Here is an 18,828-nt window from a genome sequence, read left to right as displayed (position 1 = left end):
CGGGGCTGGTTGAGGCGAACATCATGGCGGACGAAATCGACGATCAGGCCGCGATGGCCCAGTGGGCCTCGGAGAACCCCCCGAGCGAAACCGGCGACGCCGGCGTGGGCGACAACCAGTTCGGCGACTTCAGCGGCGGCATGGGCGGCTGGGACGACGGCGGCGGCGACGGCATGGGCGCCGAGCGCATCCTGAACCAGGACGAGATCGACAGCCTGCTGGGCTTCGACATGTCCGGCGACGGCAATGACGATCGCACCGGCATCCGGGCGATCATCAACTCGGCGCTGGTCTCGTACGAACGCCTGCCGATGCTGGAAATCGTCTTCGACCGCCTGGTGCGGTTGATGACGACGTCCCTGCGCAACTTCACCAGCGACAACGTCGAGGTCAGCCTCGACAACATCAGCTCGATCCGCTTCGGCGACTATCTGAACTCGATCCCGCTGCCGGCCATCCTGGCGGTGTTCCGGGCCGAGGAGCTGGACAATTACGGCCTGCTGACGGTCGATTCCAACCTGATCTACTCGATCGTCGACGTGCTGCTGGGCGGCCGTCGCGGCACCGCGGCCATGCGCATCGAGGGCCGGCCCTACACCACCATCGAGCGGGTGCTGGTGCAGCGGATGGTCGAGGTGGTGCTGCACGACGCCAAGGCCGCCTTTGAGCCCCTGCATCCCGTCAGCTTCACCCTGGACCGCCTGGAGACCAATCCGCGCTTCGCCGCCATCGCCCGGCCGGCCAACGCCGCGATTCTTGTGAAGCTTCGGATCGACATGGAAGACCGTGGCGGTCGAATCGAGCTTCTGCTGCCCTATGCCACCCTTGAGCCCATCCGGAAGATGCTGCTGCAGCAGTTCATGGGCGAGAAGTTCGGCCGCGACAACATCTGGGAAGGCCACTTGGCCACCGAACTCTGGACCACCCAGATGGAGGTACGCGCCGTGCTCGACGAGCAGCAGCTGCCGCTCAGCCGCGTGCTGGACCTGAAGGTGGGCGACACCCTGATGCTCAACGCCACGCCCGACAGCCCGGTCGAGCTGCGCGCCGGTTCGATCCCGCTGACCCGCGGGCGGATGGGCCGCCGCAACCACTCGATCGCCGTGCGCGCCGACGCGCCGCTGACCCCGGCGGCCAAGAAAGCGGTTCAGAAGCTGAAATGAGCCTGACGGCCATCGCCCTCAACGGTCTGCTGGCGATCCTGCTGCTGGTCGCCCTGGGCTTCGGCGTGCGCCTGGAGCGCCGGCTGAAGGCTCTGCGCGACAGCCACGAGGGCTTCGCCAAGGCCGTGGCCGACCTGGACCGCGCCGCCATGCGGGCCGAGCAGGGCCTGGCCGACCTGCGGGCCGCCACCGACGAGGCCGCCGACACCCTGGCCGACCGCATCGACCGGGCCCAGGCCCTGGCCACTCAACTGGACGAGCGCCTGAACCGGCCGATGGTGACGCCGCCGCCCGCCGCGACGGCGCGCGCCGCTCCGACCCCCGCCCGTCCGGCCGTTCCGCCTCCTGAGCGGGCGCCGGAGCCCGAGACGCTGTCCGAAACGTCCCGCCGGCTGCGCGCCGAGGACTTCGAGAAGCTACTGGATCGCGAGGCCCGCATCCCCCGCGACATCGCGCCACCTGCCGCCGGGCGATCTTCTGGGCCCAAGGAAACGCCGCGTTCACGAGCGCGGATAGATGATGACCTGTTCGAGGGCCCGGAAGATCCGCCGCGCCCCGGTTCGAATTTTAGAGGCCGCCGATGAAAAACGTTCCGCGCATCCTGCCGATCGTCGGGATCGCCGTGGTCGGCGTGCTGGTGGTCAATGCCCTGGCCGGGGCCAAGTCGCTGCCCAACATGCTGAGCGGGGCCAAGGCCTTCGCCGAGGGCGTGGCCAAGCCGGACGTCGAAAAGGCCCCGTCGGCCGATGACGCCGGCAAGGACGCGGCCGCCCAGGGGGGCGCCCAAACCCCGCCGCCGCGCGTCTGCGCCCCGTCCGCCACCGACCTGGCCCGCGAGGCCGGCCTGTCGCCCGCCGAACTGCGCGTTCTGCAGAGCCTGGGCCAGCGTCGCGGCCAGCTGGACCAGCGCGAGCAGGACATCGACGTCCAGCTGCAGCTGCTGGCCGCCGCCGAGGGCAAGCTCGACGCCAAGATGAAGGCGCTGAACGGCATGAAGGGCGAGATCCAGGGCCTGCTGGGCCAGGCCGACGCTCAGAAGCAGGCGGAGGCCGACCGCATGGTGCTGGTCTATTCGGCCATGAAGCCCAAGGACGCCGCCGCCCGCATGAGCGTGCTGGACGATAGCGTGCGCCTGCCGATCGCGTCGAAGATGAAGGAGCGCACGCTCAGCATGATCCTGGCCAACATGTCGCCCAACGACGCCAAGATCCTGACCGAACGCTTGGCCAACCGCCTGTCGGCCGACGCCATCGCCAAGGGCAAGGCCGCCCTGGCCGCCGCCAACGCGCCGCCCGCCGCCGTCGCGCCCAAGGCCCAGGCCGCCGCGCCGCTGGCCGGCGCCGATCCGGCCGCGGCCAAGACGTCCGGCTGAGGTGGGCATGCGGCTGGGGGCCTTTCTGAGATCGAGTGTCGCGGCGGTCTGCATCCTCGGGGTCGCCGCCCCGTCGGTGTCGATGTCCGCCGCGCCGCGTCGCGCCGCCCAACCCTCGGCCAGCAAGTCTTCCGCCGCCAAACCCGCCGCCTCGCGCGGCCTCGTGGTCCGGGTCGCCCAGGCGCCGGACTTCACGCGGCTGGAATTTCCCGGTTCGCGGGGCATGCAGGCCCGCCGTGAAGGCGAGACCCTGGTCCTGCGCTTCCCGAGCGACGCCAATCCCAACCTGACGCCCCTGACGGTGGGCCCGCCGCGCTGGGTGAAGACCGCCCAGGCGCGCCATGTCGGCGGCGTGGTCGAGATCGTCGTCAGCCTGGCCGATGACGCCGACTTCCGGGCCGGAAACGCCGACGGCGACGACTTCGTCAACCTGTTCGCCCGCGCGCCGATCGCCGCCGCCGCGCCATCGACTGGCGTCGCCCTGGTGGCGCCGCGCCGGCCCAACCCGACGCCCGCCAGCGGCGTCGTGCCGGTGAAGTTCTCCAGGGCAGGCGGCCAGGTGCAACTGAGCTTCGACTGGGCCGCGCCGGCCGGAGCCGCCGTGTTCCGTCGGGGCGAGGCCGTCTGGGTGGTGTTCGACGCGCCGGCCCGGCTGGATATCGGCAGGCTGCCGTCCAGCACGGCGCAGTACCGCAATATCCAGGTCTTCAAGGGCCCAGACTACGCGGCCCTACGGATCGTCACGCCGCAGGCCGAACCCTTCTACGCCGGTGGCGTCGGGTCCAACTGGACGATCGCGCTGGGCGCGGGGATCCAGGACTCGCCCGACCTCGTCCGCGTGGCGCGCGACGACGTCGCCAGCCCCGCGACCCTCACGGCCAACGTGGCCGGCGCGACCACGGTTCTGTGGGTGGCCGACTCCGCGGTCGGCGACCGCCTGGCCGTCGCCACCGCCCTGGCTCCATCCAAGGGCCTGCCGTCACGCCGCGACTATGTCGAGATGGCCCTGCTGCAGTCGGCCACCGGCCTGGTGGTGGAAAGCTATTCCGGCGACCTGCAGGTGACCGCCGACGGCGATATCGTCCGCATCGGTCGCCCCAAAGGCTTGCTGCTGTCCTCGGCGGCCAGCGGCCAGCCGAGCGACGGCATGGTCGGCGCGCCCCAGGCCATGGCCATGCCGGCCCTGATCGATCCCGAGCACTGGGCCAAGACCGGGTCGGGCGGCTTCCTGGCCCGCTACAACGCCCTGCTGGGCGCGATCCCGGCGGCCAGCGATGGCGCGGGCAAGGGCGACGACACCGCCGCCCGCATGGCCCTGGCCCGCTTCCTGGTCGGCTCCGGCTTGTCCTACGAGGCGATCGGCGTGCTCAACGCCGCCGGCCGCGCCCACCAGACCTTGATGGGCGACGCCGAGTTCCGCGGCCTGCGCGGCGTGGCCAAGGTGCTGGCTCGCCGCTACGCCGAGGCCGAGACCGACTTCGCTTCACCGGTCCTGGCCGACGATCCGTCGGCCGCCCTGTGGCGAGGCTATGTCGCCGCCAAGACCGGCCAGTGGGTCGACGCCAACGCCCGGTTCGTCGACGGCGCGCGGGCTCTGAACATGTTCCCGGCCGTGTGGCAGGCCCGCTTCCTGGGCGCCCAGGCCGAGGCCTCGGTCGGCGGCGGCGCGCCGGACACCGCCATCGGCCTGGTCAACCAGGCTCTGAAGCTGCCCAACATCCCGGTCGAGGACCAGTTGGAGCTGCGCCTGACCCTGGCCAAGGCCTTCGAGGCCAAGGGCGACTCGCGGGCCCTGCCGGTGTTCCAGGCCATCGCCCGTTCCGGCATCGACCGCCTCGCGTCCCCGGCCACCCTGCACGCCATCCAGCTGCGCCTGGCCAGGAATCAGATCGGGGCCGATGTCGCCGCCAAGGGCCTGGACCAGCTGCGTTTCCGCTGGCGCGGCGATGCGACCGAGCTCGAGACCATCCGGGCCCTAGGGCAGCTGCAGATCAAGCAGGGCCGCTATCGCGAGGCGCTGGAGGTGCTGCATTCGGCGGGCAACAACCTGCCCGACCTGCCGCAGGCCATCGCCCTGCGCAACGACCTCAACACCGCCTTCCGCGCCCTGTTCCTCGACGGCCTGGCCGACGGCATGCAGCCGATCCAGGCGGTGGGCCTGTTCTACGACTTCCAGGACCTGACCCCGATCGGCGCCGACGGCGACCAGATGGTCCGCAACCTGGTGCGCCGCCTGGTCGATGTCGACCTGCTGGACGAGGCCGCCAAGCTGCTGAAGTACCAGGTCGACAACCGCCTGAACGGCGTGCCCAAGGCCCAGGTGGCCACCGACCTGGCCTGGATCTACCTGATGGACCGCAAGCCCGAGAGCGCGCTGGACTCCATCAACAACACCCGCACCACCGTGCTGCCGCCGGCCCTCAACGCCGAGCGCCGCCTGGCCACGTCCCGCGCCCTGATGGGCCTGGGCCGCTACGACGCGGCGCTGGAAGTCATCGAGAGCGACAAGGGCCGCGACGCCGAGGACATCCGCGCCGACGTCGCCTGGAAACAGCACGCCTGGCCTCAGGCCGGCCTGATGTACGAGCGCGCCCTGGGCGACCGGTGGAAGACGCCGGGGACCCTGAACACCGGCGAGGAGGCCAAGCTGCTGCGGGCCGGCGTCGCCTTCAGCCTGGCCGACGACGACGCGGCCCTGGGTCGCCTGCGCCAGCGCTATGGCGGCTTCATCGAGGGGGCGCGCAATCCCGACGGCCTGCGCGTCGCCCTGGCCGGAGCCGATCCCGCCAGCCTGTCGAGCGACGACTTCAGCCGGGTCACCGCCGACAACGAGGCCTTCAACGGCTGGGTCGCCAAGATGAAGGACCGCTTCCGGGCTCAGGCCAGCGGCTAGAGCATGTTTGCTTCAGATTGAATCGTGCTTCTCAAATTCCGTTTCCCCGGCGAAGGCCGGGGCCCAGGTGAAACCCACGAGCCGCTCAGGATGAATCTGGGTCCCGGCCTTCGCCGGGAAAACGGCGTTTGGGGCGGGCGCTTCAATGTAGGCCAAACGCGCTCTAGACGATTAGCGCGTCCCGGGTTTCCTTCGGCAGCCGCGCGATCACCTTGAGGAAGGCCGAGGCGGTGGCGTCGGGTTGCCGACGGCCCTGTTCCCAGCCTTTCAGGGTCGGCAGGGGAATCTTGTAGGCGCGCGAGAATTCCTGTTGGGACATGTTCAGCTGTTCCCGCAGGGACCGCACATCCGGCGTCTCCACGACGTGTTCGCGCGCGCCGCCGGCGGTCCCGCTGGCATGGTCCAGCGCTTCGCCCAGGCTGGCGATCAGATCCTGTCCGAACGTCATGCTCATCATGGCCTCCTTGGCGACGGATATTGCCGTTCGAGGACTTCGCATCGCCAGGAACTATGCGTCAATGACGCCCGGTAAGCAAGGAAGACGGCGCTAGCCGCGCTCCACCGCCAGGCTCTCCATCACATAGGGCGCGTAGAGGAAGTCGCGGATCGCGGCGATCTCGCCGTCCCGCCAATCCAGCAGCACCACGTAGCGGACGGCGGCGGTCGGGTCGGCCGGGTCGCTGACCAGCAGGGCGGGGCGGCCCTCGGCCAGGCCGGGCTCGAACCGCCAGCCCGCCGTGGCGTCGTAGCGGGTAAAATAGACCGAGACGTCCTTGCGACCGTCCAGACGGGTGCGGTTGGTCAGGTCCAGCCGGACGTCCTCGCTGAGCAGGGCGCGCAGGGCGTCGAAGTCGCGGGCGTTGAAGCGGTCGGCATAGGCGCGCAGGCGCTCGCGCTCGGCGGGGTCGAGCCGGGGAGGGGCCTCTTCCGGCGCCTCGGCCAAGTCCTTCAGGCGCACCCGGCCGCGATGCAGGGCCGCCTTGGTGGCCGCCAGGGTGAAGTCGAGAAGCTCGGCGGTCTCGTCCAGCGAATGGCCCAGCACATCGACCAGCGCCACGCAGGACCGTTGGGCCACCGGCAGGCGCAGCAGCACGGCCAGGCTGGCGGTCGCCGCCACCCGGACGTCGGTCTCGGCGGCGAGGTCGGTGACGTCGCCCAGGTCGTCGTCGGCGCCGAGCACGGCATGGCGCTTGCGGTGGCGCAGGGCGTCGAGGGCGGTGTTGTGGGCGATGCGAAACAGCCAGCGGTCGGGACGCTCGATCGCGCCGGCCCCGGGATAGGCCGCGGCCGCCTTGGCCAGGGCGTCCTGGACCACGTCCTCGCCGTCGAACGCCGAGCCGACCATCCGCGCGCAGTAGCGGTGCAGGCTGGGGCGCAGGTCGCCCATCAATCGGCTGAACGCCTCGGAGTCCAAGCTGCCGTCCGCCATGTCGTTTCCCTTCCGGTCGCCGCCGTCGAAAGAACGGCCCGCCTACATGACGTCAACCGGTGGGCGAAGGATTCGCGGCGCCCCTGAATTTTCGTCGCCGAATCCTTTGCGCCGCGCCCGGCGTCTTGATCTGCGAGGGCCGCACTTCCGCGCGCCGCTCGACGAGGAACAAGACCATGCAAAGGGTGACACTGGTACGCTACGCGGCCAAGCCGGATCGAGCCGACGAGAACGAGGCGCTGTCGCTGGCGGTGTTCAACGAGCTGAAGATCACGCGGCCCGACCACGTGGCCTACGCGCTGTTTCGCGACGGGGTCAATTTCGTCCACCTGTTCGTCAACACGCGCGACGAGGACGCCAGCGCCTTGGTCGAGCTTCCGACCTTCAAGGCCTACGCCAAGGACGTGGCGGAGCGCAGCGAGGCCCCGCCGGAGCCCATGCGCCTGAACATGAACCTGCTGGCGTCCTACGGCCTGTAGGGGCCGCGGACAGCTATCCTCGGCGAGCGCCGTGCGTCCTTCGAGGCTTCGCTTCGCTACGCACCTCAGGATGAGGAAAGCGGCACAAAGCTCCTTATCCTGAGGCGCCCTCCAAAGGAGGGCCTCGAAGGACGCAAGGCGCTTCCCGATCTCGACTGTTCACAGCTCCTGTAGGGGCCGGACCTTTCGACAAATACCAGTTCCAAGCGGTCGCCGTTCCCTCGGCGGCCGCTTTCATGTCGCCCTTGGGGAAACTTTCGCCCTGGAAAAGCGATTGGTCTTATGGCCCTGGCCGCGCAAACCCCCTAGTTAAGCGCCGCGCGCGCGGTCCTGTCGGGGCGTCGACGGGGCCCGCTTGCATTGCTCGAACGGGCGTGTCATGACAACGTTGTCATAGGGTGGAAGCATTGACCAAAGAGACAAACACCGATCAAGCCGGTCGAGAAGTGCTGGTCCTGCTGGGTGGCGCGGGCGACCTGGCCCTGCGCATGTTGCTGCCATCACTGTATTTTCTCGAGGTCGACCGTCTGCTGCCGCACGACCTGCGGATCATCGGCCTGGCGCGCCACGACCATGACGCCGACGGTTATCGCAAACTGGTCCGCGAACAGCTGGGCAAGCGCGCCACCGTCGAGGAGGCGGCCTGGAATCGCCTCGCCGCCCGTCTCGACTACCTCGCGGTCGACATCACCCAGGAAGCGGGCGCCAAGGCGCTGGCCGAAAAGATCGGCAAGCATGGCGACCTCGTGGTCTATTTCGCCCTGTCGCCCAGCCTGTATGGCTCGGTCTGCGGCGCACTACAGGCCGCCGGCCTGACGGGACCGAAAACCCGCCTGGTGCTGGAAAAGCCGATCGGCAAGGACTTCCAGAGCTCGTGCGTCATCAACGGCGCCGTGGGCGCGGTGGTCGACGAGGGCCAGATCTTCCGCATCGACCACTATCTGGGCAAGGAGACGGTCCAGAACCTGACCGCCCTGCGCTTCGCCAATATCTTGTTTGAGCCCCTGTGGGACAACAAGTCGATCGACCACGTCCAGATCACCATCGCCGAGACCGAGAAGGTCGGCGACCGCTGGCCCTATTACGACGAGTACGGCGCCCTGCGCGACATGCTGCAGAACCACCTGCTGCAGCTGCTGTGCCTGGTCGCCATGGAGGCGCCGTCAGGCTTCGACCCGGACGCGGTCCGCGACGAAAAGGTCAAGGTGCTGCGGTCCCTGCGGCCCTTTACCAAGGCCAATGTCGCCCACGACACCGTGCGCGGCCAGTATGTGGGCGGCGTGGTCGAGGGCACGGCCCGCGAGGGCTATCTGGAAGAGGTCGGCAAGCCCAGCAAGACCGAGACCTTCGTGGCCATGAAGGTCGATATCGACAACTGGCGCTGGGCTGGCGTTCCGTTCTTCCTGCGCACCGGCAAGAACCTGCCCGACCGTCGCACGCAGATCGTCGTGCAGTTCAAGCCTGTGCCGCATAACATCTTCGGCGCCGCCGCCCAGGGCGAGACCAAGGCCAACCGCCTGGTCATCGATCTGCAGCCCGACGAAGACATCTCGCTGACCGTGATGACCAAGCGTCCGGGCCTGTCGGAAGAGGGCATGCGCCTGCAATCGCTGCCGCTGTCGCTGAACATGGCCGCGCCGGGCGGCCGTCGACGGATCGCCTACGAGAAGCTGCTGCTGGACGTGTTCCGCGGCGATCGCACCCTGTTCGTGCGGCGCGACGAGGTCGAGCAGGCCTGGAAGTTCGTCGACGGCGTCGCGGCGGCCTGGGCCCAGGCCGGGGCCGAGCCGGCGCCCTACGCCGCCGGCACCTGGGGACCGCAGGGCGCCGCCGCCCTGATCTCCCCGCAAGGCCGGGCCTGGAACGAATAGGCGTGACCGTCATGACCCTCCCCCAAATCCAGGTGGCCAAGATCGAAGCCTTCCCGACGCGCGAGGCGCTGTTCGACGCCGCCGCCTCGGTGTTGGTCTCGGCCCTCAACGACGCGGTGGCCAAGCGCGGCCAGGCCGGGTTCGCCGCCACTGGCGGCACGACTCCGGCCCCGGTCTATGACCGCCTGGCCACCCTGACCGCGCCTTGGGACAAGATCACGGTCACCCTGACCGACGAGCGCTGCGTGCCGCCGTCGGATCCGGGCAGCAACGAGGGTCTGGTCCGTCGTCACCTGCTGGTCGACAAGGCGGCCAAGGCCAGTTTCGCGCCGCTCTACTTCGACGGCGCCGGACAGCAGGAGGCGGCCGACCGGGCGCAGGCGGGCATGGCCAAGATCCTGCCGTTCGGCGTGGTGCTGCTGGGCGTGGGCCCCGACGGCCACTTCGCCTCGCTGTTTCCGGGCAACCCGGCCCTGGAGGCCGGCCTCGATCCCAAGACCGGGCGCACGGTGATCGCCGTCCCGGCCGGTTCGCCCGCGCCGGACCTGCCCCGGATCAGCCTGACCTTCCAGGCGTTGATGCAGTCGTCGCTGATCGTTCTGCTGGTCACCGGCGACGCCAAGAAGGCCTTGCTCGAGGGGCCGGTCGATCCCAGCCTGCCGATCGCGGCGATTCTGAACCAGGACCGCGCCCCGGTCCGTATTCTGTGGGCGGAGTAGTCGCATGGCCCTGAATCCTGTCATCGCTGAAGTCACGGCCCGGATCATCGCGCGCAGCCGCGACGCGCGCGCCGCCTACCTGGCCAATCTCGACGCCGCCGCCGCCGCCCAGCCGGGTCGCGCCAAGCTCAGCTGCGCCAACTGGGCCCATGCCTTCGCCGCCTCGCCGGGCGTCGACAAGGTCCGCGCCCTCGACCCCAACGCCCCCAACCTGGGCATCGTCTCGGCCTATAACGACATGCTGTCGGCCCACCAGCCGCTGGAAGAGTACCCGGCGCTGATCAAGGACGCCGCGCGCGAGGTCGGGGCCACCGCCCAGTTCGCCGGCGGGGTGCCGGCCATGTGCGACGGTGTCACCCAGGGCCGCCCGGGCATGGAGCTGTCGCTGTTTTCGCGCGACGTCATTGCCATGGCCACCGGCATCGCCTTGACCCACGACGCCTTCGACGGCGCGCTGTATCTGGGCGTCTGCGACAAGATCGTCCCGGGCCTGCTGATCGGCGCCCTGGCCTTCAGCCACCTGCCGGCGATGTTCGTGCCGGCCGGGCCGATGACCTCGGGCCTGCCCAATTCCGAAAAGGCCCGCATCCGTGCCCTCTACGCCGAGGGCAAGGTCGGCCGCGAGGAACTGCTGGCCGCCGAGAGCGCCTCCTATCATGGCCCCGGCACCTGCACCTTCTACGGCACGGCCAACACCAACCAGATGCTGATGGAGCTGATGGGCCTGCACCTGCCGGGCTCGGCCTTCGTGCATCCCAACACCCCGCTGCGCACGGCGCTGGTCAAGGAAGCCGCCAAGCGCGTCGCGGCCATCACCCACAAGGGCAATGACTGGATCCCGGTCGGCCGGGTGATCGACGAGAAGGCCGTGGTCAACGGCGTGGTTGGCCTAATGGCCACCGGCGGCTCGACCAACCTGGCCCTGCACATCGTGGCCATGGCCCACGCGGCGGGCGTCATCCTGACCCTCGAGGACATGGACGACATCTCCAAGGCCACGCCACTGCTGGCCAAGGTCTATCCGAACGGCTCGGCCGACGTGAACCACTTCCATGCCGCCGGCGGCATCCACTTCGTGGTCCGCGAACTGCTGAAGGCCGGCCTGGCCCACGAGGACGTGCTGACCGTGGCCGGCCCCGGCCTGTCGCGCTACACCCAGGAGCCGATCCTGGTCGACGGCGAGCTGGTCTGGCGCGACGGGGCCGAGGACTCGCTGGACCTCGCCGTCCTGCGCCCGGTCTCCGACCCGTTCAGCCCCGAAGGCGGTCTGCGCCTGCTGACCGGCAACCTCGGGCGCGGCGTGATCAAGGTCTCGGCCGTGAAGCCCGAGCACCAGGTGATCACCGCTCCGGCCGCCGTGTTCCAGGAACAGGAAGACTTCATCGCCGCCTTCAAGCGCGGCGAGCTGGACCGCGACGTGGTAGTGGTGGTGCGCTTCCAGGGCCCGTCGGCCAACGGCATGCCCGAACTGCACAACCTGTCGCCGTCGATCTCGGTGCTGCTGGACCGCGGCTTCAAGGTGGCCCTGGTCACCGACGGCCGGATGTCGGGCGCCTCGGGCAAGACCCCGGCGGCCATCCACCTGACCCCGGAAGCGGCCAAGGGCGGCGCTCTGGCCTATGTTCAGGATGGCGACGTCATTTCTCTCAACGCCCACACGGGCGAACTGAAAATCCTGGTTGACGAGGCGACCTTGCGCGCCCGAACGCCGGCGAAAGTCCCGGCGTCCAAGCCGGGCTATGGGCGGGAACTCTTCGGCCTGTTGCGTTCGGGGGTCGGCGCGTCCGACCACGGCGCTTCCGTGCTGTTTGCTTAGGAAGAGACGGATATGAGCGGCTTGAACTCCATCGGACTTGGCCTGGTCGGCGACATCGGCGGCACCAACGCGCGCTTCGCCCTGGTCGATTTCGACGGCGCCGATCCCCAGCTGATCGAGCCGACCTCGTACAAGGGCGAGGACTACGACACGGCCGAGGACGCCATCGAGCACTACCTGGCCAAGATGGGCCTCAAGCACGCCGAGCACGCGGTGGTGGCGGTGGCCGGCCCGATCGAGCACGGCACGGTGCACTTCACCAACAGCGACTGGAAGCTGTCGGAGGACAGCCTGCGCCGGGCCGGCGGCTTCCGCTCGGCCAAGTTGATCAACGACTTCACCGCCCAGGCCCTGGCCGCCCCACGCCTGGCGCCCAAGGACCTGCGCCAGATCGGCCCGTTGCCGACCTCGGGCGAGGGCGACCTGGCGATCCTCGGCCCTGGCACCGGCTTCGGCGCGGCCGGCATGGTGCGCCGGCACGGCGTCGAGACGCCGCTGACCACCGAGGGCGGCCATATCGCCTTCGCGCCCACCGACGACACCGAGGTCGAGATCCTCCGGGTACTGATCAAACGCTTCGGTCGCTGCTCGATCGAGCGCCTGCTGTCGGGTCCTGGCATGGAAGACCTGCATGTCATCCTTGGCGCGGTCGAGGGCCGCCAGGTCGAGGAACTGACCGCCAAGCAGATCACCGAGCACGGCGTGGCCGGCGACAGTTGCTGCAAGGCCACCATCGACCGCTTCTGCGGCATCCTTGGTTCCTCGGCCGGCGACCTGGCCCTGGCGCTGGGCGCGCGGGGCGGGGTGTTCATCGCCGGCGGCATCGCGCCGCGCATCGTCGACCTGCTGGACCAGGGGCCGTTCCGCGCCCGGTTCGAGGCCAAGGGCCGACTCAGCGATTACACCAAGGCCATCCCCACCCACGTGGTGATGAACCCGCACACCGCCCTGATCGGCGCGGCCGTGGCGATGACTCCGGACGGTCGCGCGGCGGTTTCCTAGGCTTTGACGCCCTGCGTCCTTCGAGGCTTCGCCTGCGGCTCGCACCTCAGGATGAGGCAAGTGGTTTGCTGCTGAGTTCCTCTTCCTGAGGCGCCCGTGCAGCGGGCCTCGAAGGACGCAGGGCGTTCCAGCCCCTTTCCGCAAAACTGGGCTCGCCTTGACAAGGCTGTCATGGCTTATTGCGTGGCTTGTCGATTTTCCGACGCTTCGCGAGGCCGGTCTTGAGTTCCAAGGTTACGATCCATGAGGTCGCCCGCCTGTCGGGTGTTTCGATCAAGACCGTGTCGCGGGTGCTGAACCGCGAACCCAACGTCAAGACCGATACCCGAACGCGGGTGCAGGAGGCCGTGGCCGCCCTGAACTACCGGCCCAACATCTCGGCCCGCAGCCTGGCGGGCTCGAAGGCCTATCTGATCGGCGTGTTCTTCGACAACCCCAGCCCCGCCTATGTCACCGACGTGCAGCTGGGCGCGATCGCCCGCTGCCGCGAGGAGGGCTACCACCTGATCGTCGAGCCGATCGATTCCGAGGGCGACGTCGCCGCCCAGATCGAGCCGATGCTCTCGACCCTGCGCATGGACGGGGTGATCCTGACCCCGCCGGTCTGCGACAATCCCACGGTGCTGGCGGTGCTCGAGGCCGAAGGTGTGCCCTATGTGCGCCTGTCGCCCGACCAGGACCTCGACCGCTCGGCCCATGTGCGCATGGACGACGTGCGGGCCGCCTACGAGATGACCGCCCACCTGATCGCCCTGGGCCACACCGACATCGGCTTCATCAAGGGTCACCCCGACCACGGCGCCTCGCACCTGCGCTACGAGGGCTATGCACAGGCGATGACCGTGCATGGCCATGCGGTGCGGGAGAGCCATGTCGAGCAGGGCTATTTCTCGTTCCGATCCGGCTTCGAGGCGGCCGAGCGGCTGCTGGCGGGCGACGACCGGCCCACCGCGATTTTCGCCTCCAACGACGACATGGCGCTAGGCGTGATGGCCGTGGCCAACCGCCTGCGTCTCAACGTGCCCGAGACCCTGTCGGTGGCCGGCTTCGACGACACGCCCGGCGCCAAGGTGGTCTGGCCGCAACTGACCACCGTGCGCCAGCCGATCCAGGCCATGGCCGCCGCCGCCGCCGACCTGCTGCTGGGCGGAACCAAGCGAGGGGAGGGCGAGGCTCCGCCGTCGCGCCTGCTGGACTTCGAGCTCGTGGTGCGCGAGTCGACCGGGCCGGTCCGCTAGAAAGACGCGGGCTGGGCGGCCGGAGCTCAGGGTCGCGCGGTCCCGCTGAACTCGAATATTTCTTTCGAGGTGGAAAGGCTTGGTGGTTGACGCTAAGTCAGCGATGCGAATCCGGACCCGGAACGCTAGACAACGTTGTCAGGCGCGAAATTCGAGAATGATGTTCGCCCGAAGCAAATTCTTTCCGCAACGCATCATTTCTTGCCGCGTTGCAGCAACTTCCAGCCTCTCCGGAGCAGGTTCATGATCCGCGCGCGCCGCTCCCGCATTGTCGCCACCATCGGCCCGGCCAGCAGCTCGCCGGAGATGATCATTACCCTGGCCAAGGCCGGAGCCGACGTCTTCCGCCTGAACTTCAGCCACGGCAGCCACGACAACCACGCCGCGTCCTACAAGGCCATCCGCGACGCCGAGGCGGTGGTGGGCCGGCCGCTGGGCATCCTGGCCGACCTGCAAGGCCCCAAGCTGCGCGTCGGCAAGTTCGCCGACGGCCCGGTGACGCTGAAGGCCGGCCAGGCGTTCCGCTTCGACAGCGACCCGACGCCCGGCGACGAGACCCGCGTGCATCTTCCGCATCCTGAAATCCTGGTGGCCATGCGCCCCGGCGCGACGCTGCTGCTGGACGACGGCAAGCTGCGGATGACGGTCACCGACGCCGGTCCGGGCTACGCCAACACCAAGGTGGTCAATGGCGGCAAGCTGTCGGAGCGCAAGGGCGTGGCGGTGCCCGACGTGGTCATCCCGATGTCGCCCCTGACGCCGAAGGACCGCGAGGACCTGGCCTTCGCCCTGCGCCTGGGCGTCGACTGGATCGCCCTGTCGTTCGTGCAGGCGCCCGAGGACATGGCCGAACTGCGCCGCATCGTCGAAGGCCGCGCCGCCGTGCTGGCCAAGATCGAGAAGCCCCAGGCCCTGGAATGCCTGGGCGCGATCATGGACCTCTGCGACGGGGTGATGGTGGCGCGCGGCGACCTGGGCGTCGAGATGGCCCCCGAGGAGGTGCCGGTGGCCCAGAAGGTCATCCTGCGCGCCGCCCGCGAACGCGGCATCCCGGTGATCGTCGCCACCCAGATGCTGGAATCGATGACCAGCTCGCCCACTCCGACCCGGGCCGAGGCCTCCGACGTCGCCAACGCCGTCTATGAGGGCGCCGACGCGGTGATGCTGTCGGCCGAGTCCGCGGCCGGCGACTATCCGGAGGAATCCGTGGCGATGATGAACCGCATCATCGAACGGGTGGAACGCGACCCGCGCTGGCCCGAGCTGATGCAGGCCGAACAGCCGCACGATGACGAGGACGCCGACGTCCTGGTGGTGGCCGCCGCTCAGGCCGCCAAGGCCGGCTCGACCAAGTGCCTGGTGGCCTTCACCACCACCGGCGCCACCGCCCGCCGCCTGGCGCGCGAGCGGCCCTTGCAACCGGTGCTGGCCCTGTCGCCGCAGATCGACGCGGTGCGTCGCATGTGCCTGGTCTGGGGCGTGGAAGCCCGCGTCTCGGCCCAGCCCGACAGCCTGGAGGTCGTCACCACCGACGCCGTGGCCAAGGCCGCGGAACTGGGTCTGGTCGGACCGGGAGAGCGTGTCCTGATCGTCGCCGGCACCCCGTTCGGCGCCCCCGGCGCGGCCAACCTGCTGCGCCTGGCCCACGCGCCGTTCCCGACGCGGAAGCGTTGATCGATATGCTGTCCCTCCCCCTTGCGGGGAGGGTGGCCCCGAAGGGGTCGGGTGGGGGAGCCGCCGCAACGACTCCCTGCACCGAACCCCACCCGTCGGCTTCGCCGCCACCCTCCCCGTAAAGGGGAGGGACGGGACCCTAATTAAAACCCCGACAGCCGCGCGTAGCGGTCGCGGTGGAACGACGCGCTGCCGAACAGGGCCTCGGCGACGCGGGCCCGCTTCATATAGAGGCCGGAGTCGTGCTCGTCGGTCATGCCGATGCCGCCGTGCATCTGGACCATCTCGTTGGAGGCCAGGTGCAGCACCTCGCTGGCCTTGGCCTTGGCCAGGGAGGCCAGCAGACGGGTGTCTCCGCCCGCGTCGGCCGCTTCCAGTGCGGCCTCGACGCAGGAGCGGGTGGTCTCCAGGTCGGTGAACAGCTTGGCGGCGCGGTGCTGCAGAGCCTGGAAGGTTCCGATCACCTGGCCGAACTGGGTGCGGGTCTTCAGATAGTCCAGGGTGATCTCGAAGGCGGCCGTGGCCGTGCCCAGCATCTCGGCGGCCAGGCCCGCATAGGCGCGGTCCAGCACCGGCTCGAGGATCGTCCAGCCCTTGTCGACCTCGCCCAGCACCGCGTCGGCGCCGACCGTGACGCTGTCGAAGGCGATGCGGGCCGCGCCACGGCTGTCGGCCAGCGACAGGTGCGCGCGGGTCACGCCCGCCGCGTCGCCGGGAACCAGGAACAGGGTGATCCCGTCGCTGTCGCCCGGCGCGCCCGAGGTGCGGGCGACGACGATCAGCAGGTCGGCGGCCTCGCCGTCGATGACGAAGGTCTTGGTCCCGTTCAACACGAAGCCGCCGCCCGACTTGGTCGCCGACAGGGCGGTGGCCAGCGGCGCGTGGTGCGAGCCCTCGTCGATGGCCAGGGTTCCAACCGCCTCGCCGGTGGCGATCTTCGGCAGCCAGGCGGCCTGCTGGGCGTCGGAGCCGCCCAGGGTCAGGGCGCTGGCGGCGATCATCGCGGTGGAGAGCAGGGGCGAGGCCACCAGATTGCGGCCGGTCTCCTCCAGGATCAGCCCCAGGCCCAGATAGCCGAAGGCCGAGCCGTCATGCGCCTCGGGGACGATTACCCCGGCCCAGCCCATGGCGCCCATCTCGCTCCAGGTCGCGGCGTCGAAGCTGGCCTTGGTGCCGCCATCGCGCAGCTTGCGCAGGGCGGCGACTGGGGCGCTGTCCTGCGTCCAGCCTTTGGCGGCGTCGCGCAGCATGGTCTGTTCTTCGGTCAGGACGGCCATGTCAGGCTTGCTCCCCATTGGCATGTTCAAGGTCTTGATGGCGGACGGCCCAGGCGAGGGCGGTTTCGAGACGGTCGTTGCCCCAGAACAGCTCGCCGTCGGCGGTGACGAAGCTGGGCGCGCCGAACAGGCCGCGCTCCCGGGCCTGGCGGACGTGGTCCTTCAGGAGGGCCTTGACCGGATCGCTGTTGGCGGCGGCCAGCACCTGGTCGGGATCGGCCCCCACGGCGGCGATCAGCGGGGCCAGCACCTCGGCCTTCGAGATGTCGCGGTCGTCGACGAAATTGGCCTGGTAGACCGTGCGGCTGAAGGCCGGGGTCCAGCCTTGGTCCAACCCGACGATGGCCACGCGCGCGGCGAGAAGCCCGTTGCGCGGAAACTGGCTGGGATGGACCAGGGCCAGGCCCTCCTGGTCGCAGACCCGCCGCAGGTCGCGCCACATGTAGTCGCCCTTGACGGGGAAGGCGTTGAACGGGCTGTCGTTCAGTCCCTGCTGGTCATGCATCAGCGGTCCCAGCAGGAACGGTCGCCACGCCACGGCGACGCCCGCCTGCTGGGCCAGCCGCTCGACGCGCATGGCGGCGGGATAGCTGTAGGTGGAGCCGAACTCGTACCAGAACTCGATCATCGGACTACTGATGGTCCAGCAGCCCAAGCACCCGCTTGGCGACGACGTTGAGGTTGACCTCGCTGGTGCCGCCCTCGATCGAATTGCCCTTCGAGCGCAGCATGCCGCGGGTGACGTTCAGTTCGTCCTGGCTGAAGCCTTCGCCCTCCCAGCCCAGGCCTTGCAGGCCCATGGCCTCGACCATCAGCTCATAGCGGTCCTGGTTCATCTTGGCGGCCGCGTACTTGATGATCGAGACGGCGGCGCTGGGGCCGCTGCCGGTCTTGGACTCCTGCTCGGCGCGGCGCACGGTCAGCATGAAGGCGTGGCCGTCCATGCGGTGGTGGGCGATGCGGCCGCGCAGGTCGCCGTCCAGCAGTTTGCCGGACGCGTCGACCCCGACCTCTTTCTTGGCCACGTCGACCAGGTCCAGCCCGCCGCCGCCGCCAAAGCCCGAGGCCGAGATGTTCTGGCGCTCGTACTGTAGCAGGCGCTTGGCGATGTCCCAGCCGCCGTTGACCTTGCCCACCAGCTGTTCCTTCGGAACCTTCACATTGTCGAAGAAGGTCTCGCAGAACGGCGAGCTGCCGCTGATCAGCTTGATCGGCCGGGCCTCGACGCCGGGCGAGGTCATGTCGAACAGCACGAACGAGATACCCTCGTGCTTCTTGGTGGTGTCGGTGCGCACCAGGCAGAAGATCCAGTCGGCCTGGTCGGCGTAGCTGGTCCACACCTTCTGGCCGTTGATCAGCCAGTGATCGCCCTTGTCTTCGCACTTGGTTTGGAGGGAGGCTAGGTCGGAGCCGGCGCCCGGCTCGCTATAGCCCTGGCACCAGCGGATCTCGCCGCGGACGATCTGTGGCAGGAAGCGCTGTTTCTGTTCTTCGGTGGCGTATTCCAGCAGCACCGGGCCCAGCATCCAGACGCCGAAGCTCATCAGGGCGGGTCGTGCTTTAATGCGGCGCAGTTCCTGGTCGAGCACCTTGTTCTGGGCCTTGGACAGGCCGCCGCCGCCGTATTCGCGGGGCCACATCGGGGCGGTCCAGCCGCGTTCGGCCATGCGGTCCAGCCACAGCTTGGCGTCGGGGTTCTTCCACGCGAACTTGCGGCCGCCCCAGGGCGCGTCGTCCTCGCCCATCGGGGCGCTCAGCGATGGGGGATAGTTAGCCTCCAGCCAGGCGCGCGTCTCGGCGCGGAAGGTCTCCAGTTCGCCGCCGCCGAAATCCGCCATGGCCGTTCTCCCCAAATCTGGTTCGTCTTGTCGTCGCGACGCTCTCCCGCGTCGTCG

Annotated in this window: 16 protein-coding genes; 11 read left to right on the top strand and 5 right to left on the bottom strand. The window is 69.4% G+C overall.

Going from position 1 to position 18,828, the window contains the following annotated elements; all coding sequences use genetic code 11:
- Nucleotides 1-23 precede the first annotated feature (23 nt).
- Genes fliM through ASD79_RS17300 form a run of 4 tightly spaced genes read left to right on the top strand, consistent with a single transcriptional unit; the run spans nucleotide 24 to nucleotide 5,428 of the window.
- Nucleotides 24-1,163, top strand: a complete 1,140-nt coding sequence (gene fliM, locus ASD79_RS17315) for a flagellar motor switch protein FliM (RefSeq protein WP_056723816.1) — start codon at nucleotides 24-26, stop codon at nucleotides 1,161-1,163.
- Nucleotides 1,160-1,747 (top strand): DUF6468 domain-containing protein, encoded by a 588-nt coding sequence (locus ASD79_RS17310; protein ID WP_056723814.1) that lies wholly within the window; start codon nucleotides 1,160-1,162, stop codon nucleotides 1,745-1,747. Before fliM ends, ASD79_RS17310 begins: the two co-directional genes overlap by 4 nt.
- Entirely contained in the window at nucleotides 1,744-2,535 is a 792-nt protein-coding gene (locus ASD79_RS17305; RefSeq protein WP_056723813.1) for a MotE family protein, read from the top strand. Before ASD79_RS17310 ends, ASD79_RS17305 begins: the two co-directional genes overlap by 4 nt.
- A 7-nt stretch (nucleotides 2,536-2,542) precedes the next feature.
- On the top strand, nucleotides 2,543-5,428 hold the full coding sequence (locus ASD79_RS17300) for a lipopolysaccharide assembly protein LapB (RefSeq protein ID WP_056724119.1): 2,886 nt from the start codon (nucleotides 2,543-2,545) through the stop codon (nucleotides 5,426-5,428).
- 163 nt (nucleotides 5,429-5,591) lie between these two features.
- Here ASD79_RS17300 and ASD79_RS17295 read toward each other — a convergent pair whose 3' ends face one another.
- Nucleotides 5,592-5,882: a helix-turn-helix domain-containing protein gene (locus ASD79_RS17295; protein WP_082585006.1), complete on the bottom strand. Its 291-nt coding sequence runs from the start codon at nucleotides 5,880-5,882 to the stop codon at nucleotides 5,592-5,594.
- A 93-nt stretch (nucleotides 5,883-5,975) separates the two neighbouring features.
- On the bottom strand, nucleotides 5,976-6,857 hold the full coding sequence (locus ASD79_RS17290) for a sigma-70 family RNA polymerase sigma factor (RefSeq protein WP_056723809.1): 882 nt from the start codon (nucleotides 6,855-6,857) through the stop codon (nucleotides 5,976-5,978).
- A 176-nt stretch (nucleotides 6,858-7,033) separates the two neighbouring features.
- Between ASD79_RS17290 and ASD79_RS17285 the strand changes: the two genes are divergently transcribed.
- The 7 genes from ASD79_RS17285 (at nucleotide 7,034) to pyk (ending at nucleotide 15,656) form a co-directional block, all read left to right on the top strand.
- Nucleotides 7,034-7,336, top strand: a complete 303-nt coding sequence (locus ASD79_RS17285) for a hypothetical protein (RefSeq protein WP_056723807.1) — start codon at nucleotides 7,034-7,036, stop codon at nucleotides 7,334-7,336.
- Nucleotides 7,337-7,743: 407 nt separating this feature from the next.
- Nucleotides 7,744-9,207, top strand: coding sequence for a glucose-6-phosphate dehydrogenase (gene zwf, locus ASD79_RS17280; RefSeq protein ID WP_056723805.1), 1,464 nt, complete (start codon nucleotides 7,744-7,746; stop codon nucleotides 9,205-9,207).
- Nucleotides 9,208-9,218: 11 nt separating this feature from the next.
- Entirely contained in the window at nucleotides 9,219-9,926 is a 708-nt protein-coding gene (pgl, locus tag ASD79_RS17275) for a 6-phosphogluconolactonase (RefSeq protein WP_056724117.1), read from the top strand.
- Between the two features lie 4 nt (nucleotides 9,927-9,930).
- Nucleotides 9,931-11,742, top strand: coding sequence for a phosphogluconate dehydratase (gene edd / locus ASD79_RS17270; RefSeq protein ID WP_056723803.1), 1,812 nt, complete (start codon nucleotides 9,931-9,933; stop codon nucleotides 11,740-11,742).
- A gap of 12 nt (nucleotides 11,743-11,754) precedes the next feature.
- The gene (glk, locus tag ASD79_RS17265) at nucleotides 11,755-12,744 is read left to right on the top strand and encodes a glucokinase (protein WP_056723800.1); all 990 of its coding nucleotides are present in this window, start codon (nucleotides 11,755-11,757) and stop codon (nucleotides 12,742-12,744) included.
- Between the two features lie 221 nt (nucleotides 12,745-12,965).
- Nucleotides 12,966-13,982: a LacI family DNA-binding transcriptional regulator gene (locus tag ASD79_RS17260; RefSeq protein ID WP_056723798.1), complete on the top strand. Its 1,017-nt coding sequence runs from the start codon at nucleotides 12,966-12,968 to the stop codon at nucleotides 13,980-13,982.
- Between the two features lie 243 nt (nucleotides 13,983-14,225).
- Entirely contained in the window at nucleotides 14,226-15,656 is a 1,431-nt protein-coding gene (gene pyk, locus ASD79_RS17255) for a pyruvate kinase (protein WP_056723796.1), read from the top strand.
- Between the two features lie 143 nt (nucleotides 15,657-15,799).
- Here the strand turns inward: pyk and ASD79_RS17250 are convergent, their stop codons facing one another.
- From ASD79_RS17250 to ASD79_RS17240, 3 genes are read right to left on the bottom strand one after another with little or no spacing between them, the layout of a single operon-like run.
- Nucleotides 15,800-16,933, bottom strand: a complete 1,134-nt coding sequence (locus tag ASD79_RS17250) for an acyl-CoA dehydrogenase family protein (RefSeq protein ID WP_056723794.1) — start codon at nucleotides 16,931-16,933, stop codon at nucleotides 15,800-15,802.
- A 1-nt stretch (nucleotide 16,934) separates the two neighbouring features.
- Nucleotides 16,935-17,561: a 2-hydroxychromene-2-carboxylate isomerase gene (locus ASD79_RS17245; protein ID WP_056723792.1), complete on the bottom strand. Its 627-nt coding sequence runs from the start codon at nucleotides 17,559-17,561 to the stop codon at nucleotides 16,935-16,937.
- Between the two features lie 4 nt (nucleotides 17,562-17,565).
- Nucleotides 17,566-18,771 carry an acyl-CoA dehydrogenase family protein gene (locus tag ASD79_RS17240; protein WP_056723790.1) on the bottom strand — a complete coding sequence of 402 codons (1,206 nt, stop codon included), beginning with the start codon at nucleotides 18,769-18,771 and terminating at the stop codon, nucleotides 17,566-17,568.
- Between the last annotated feature and the right edge of the window lie 57 nt (nucleotides 18,772-18,828).

Origin of the sequence: Caulobacter sp. Root655, from assembly GCF_001427665.1 — a bacterium.
GTDB lineage: Bacteria > Pseudomonadota > Alphaproteobacteria > Caulobacterales > Caulobacteraceae > Caulobacter.
The sequence above is the reverse complement of the archived record's forward strand: the minus strand, read 5'-3'. Positions and strand labels throughout refer to the sequence as shown.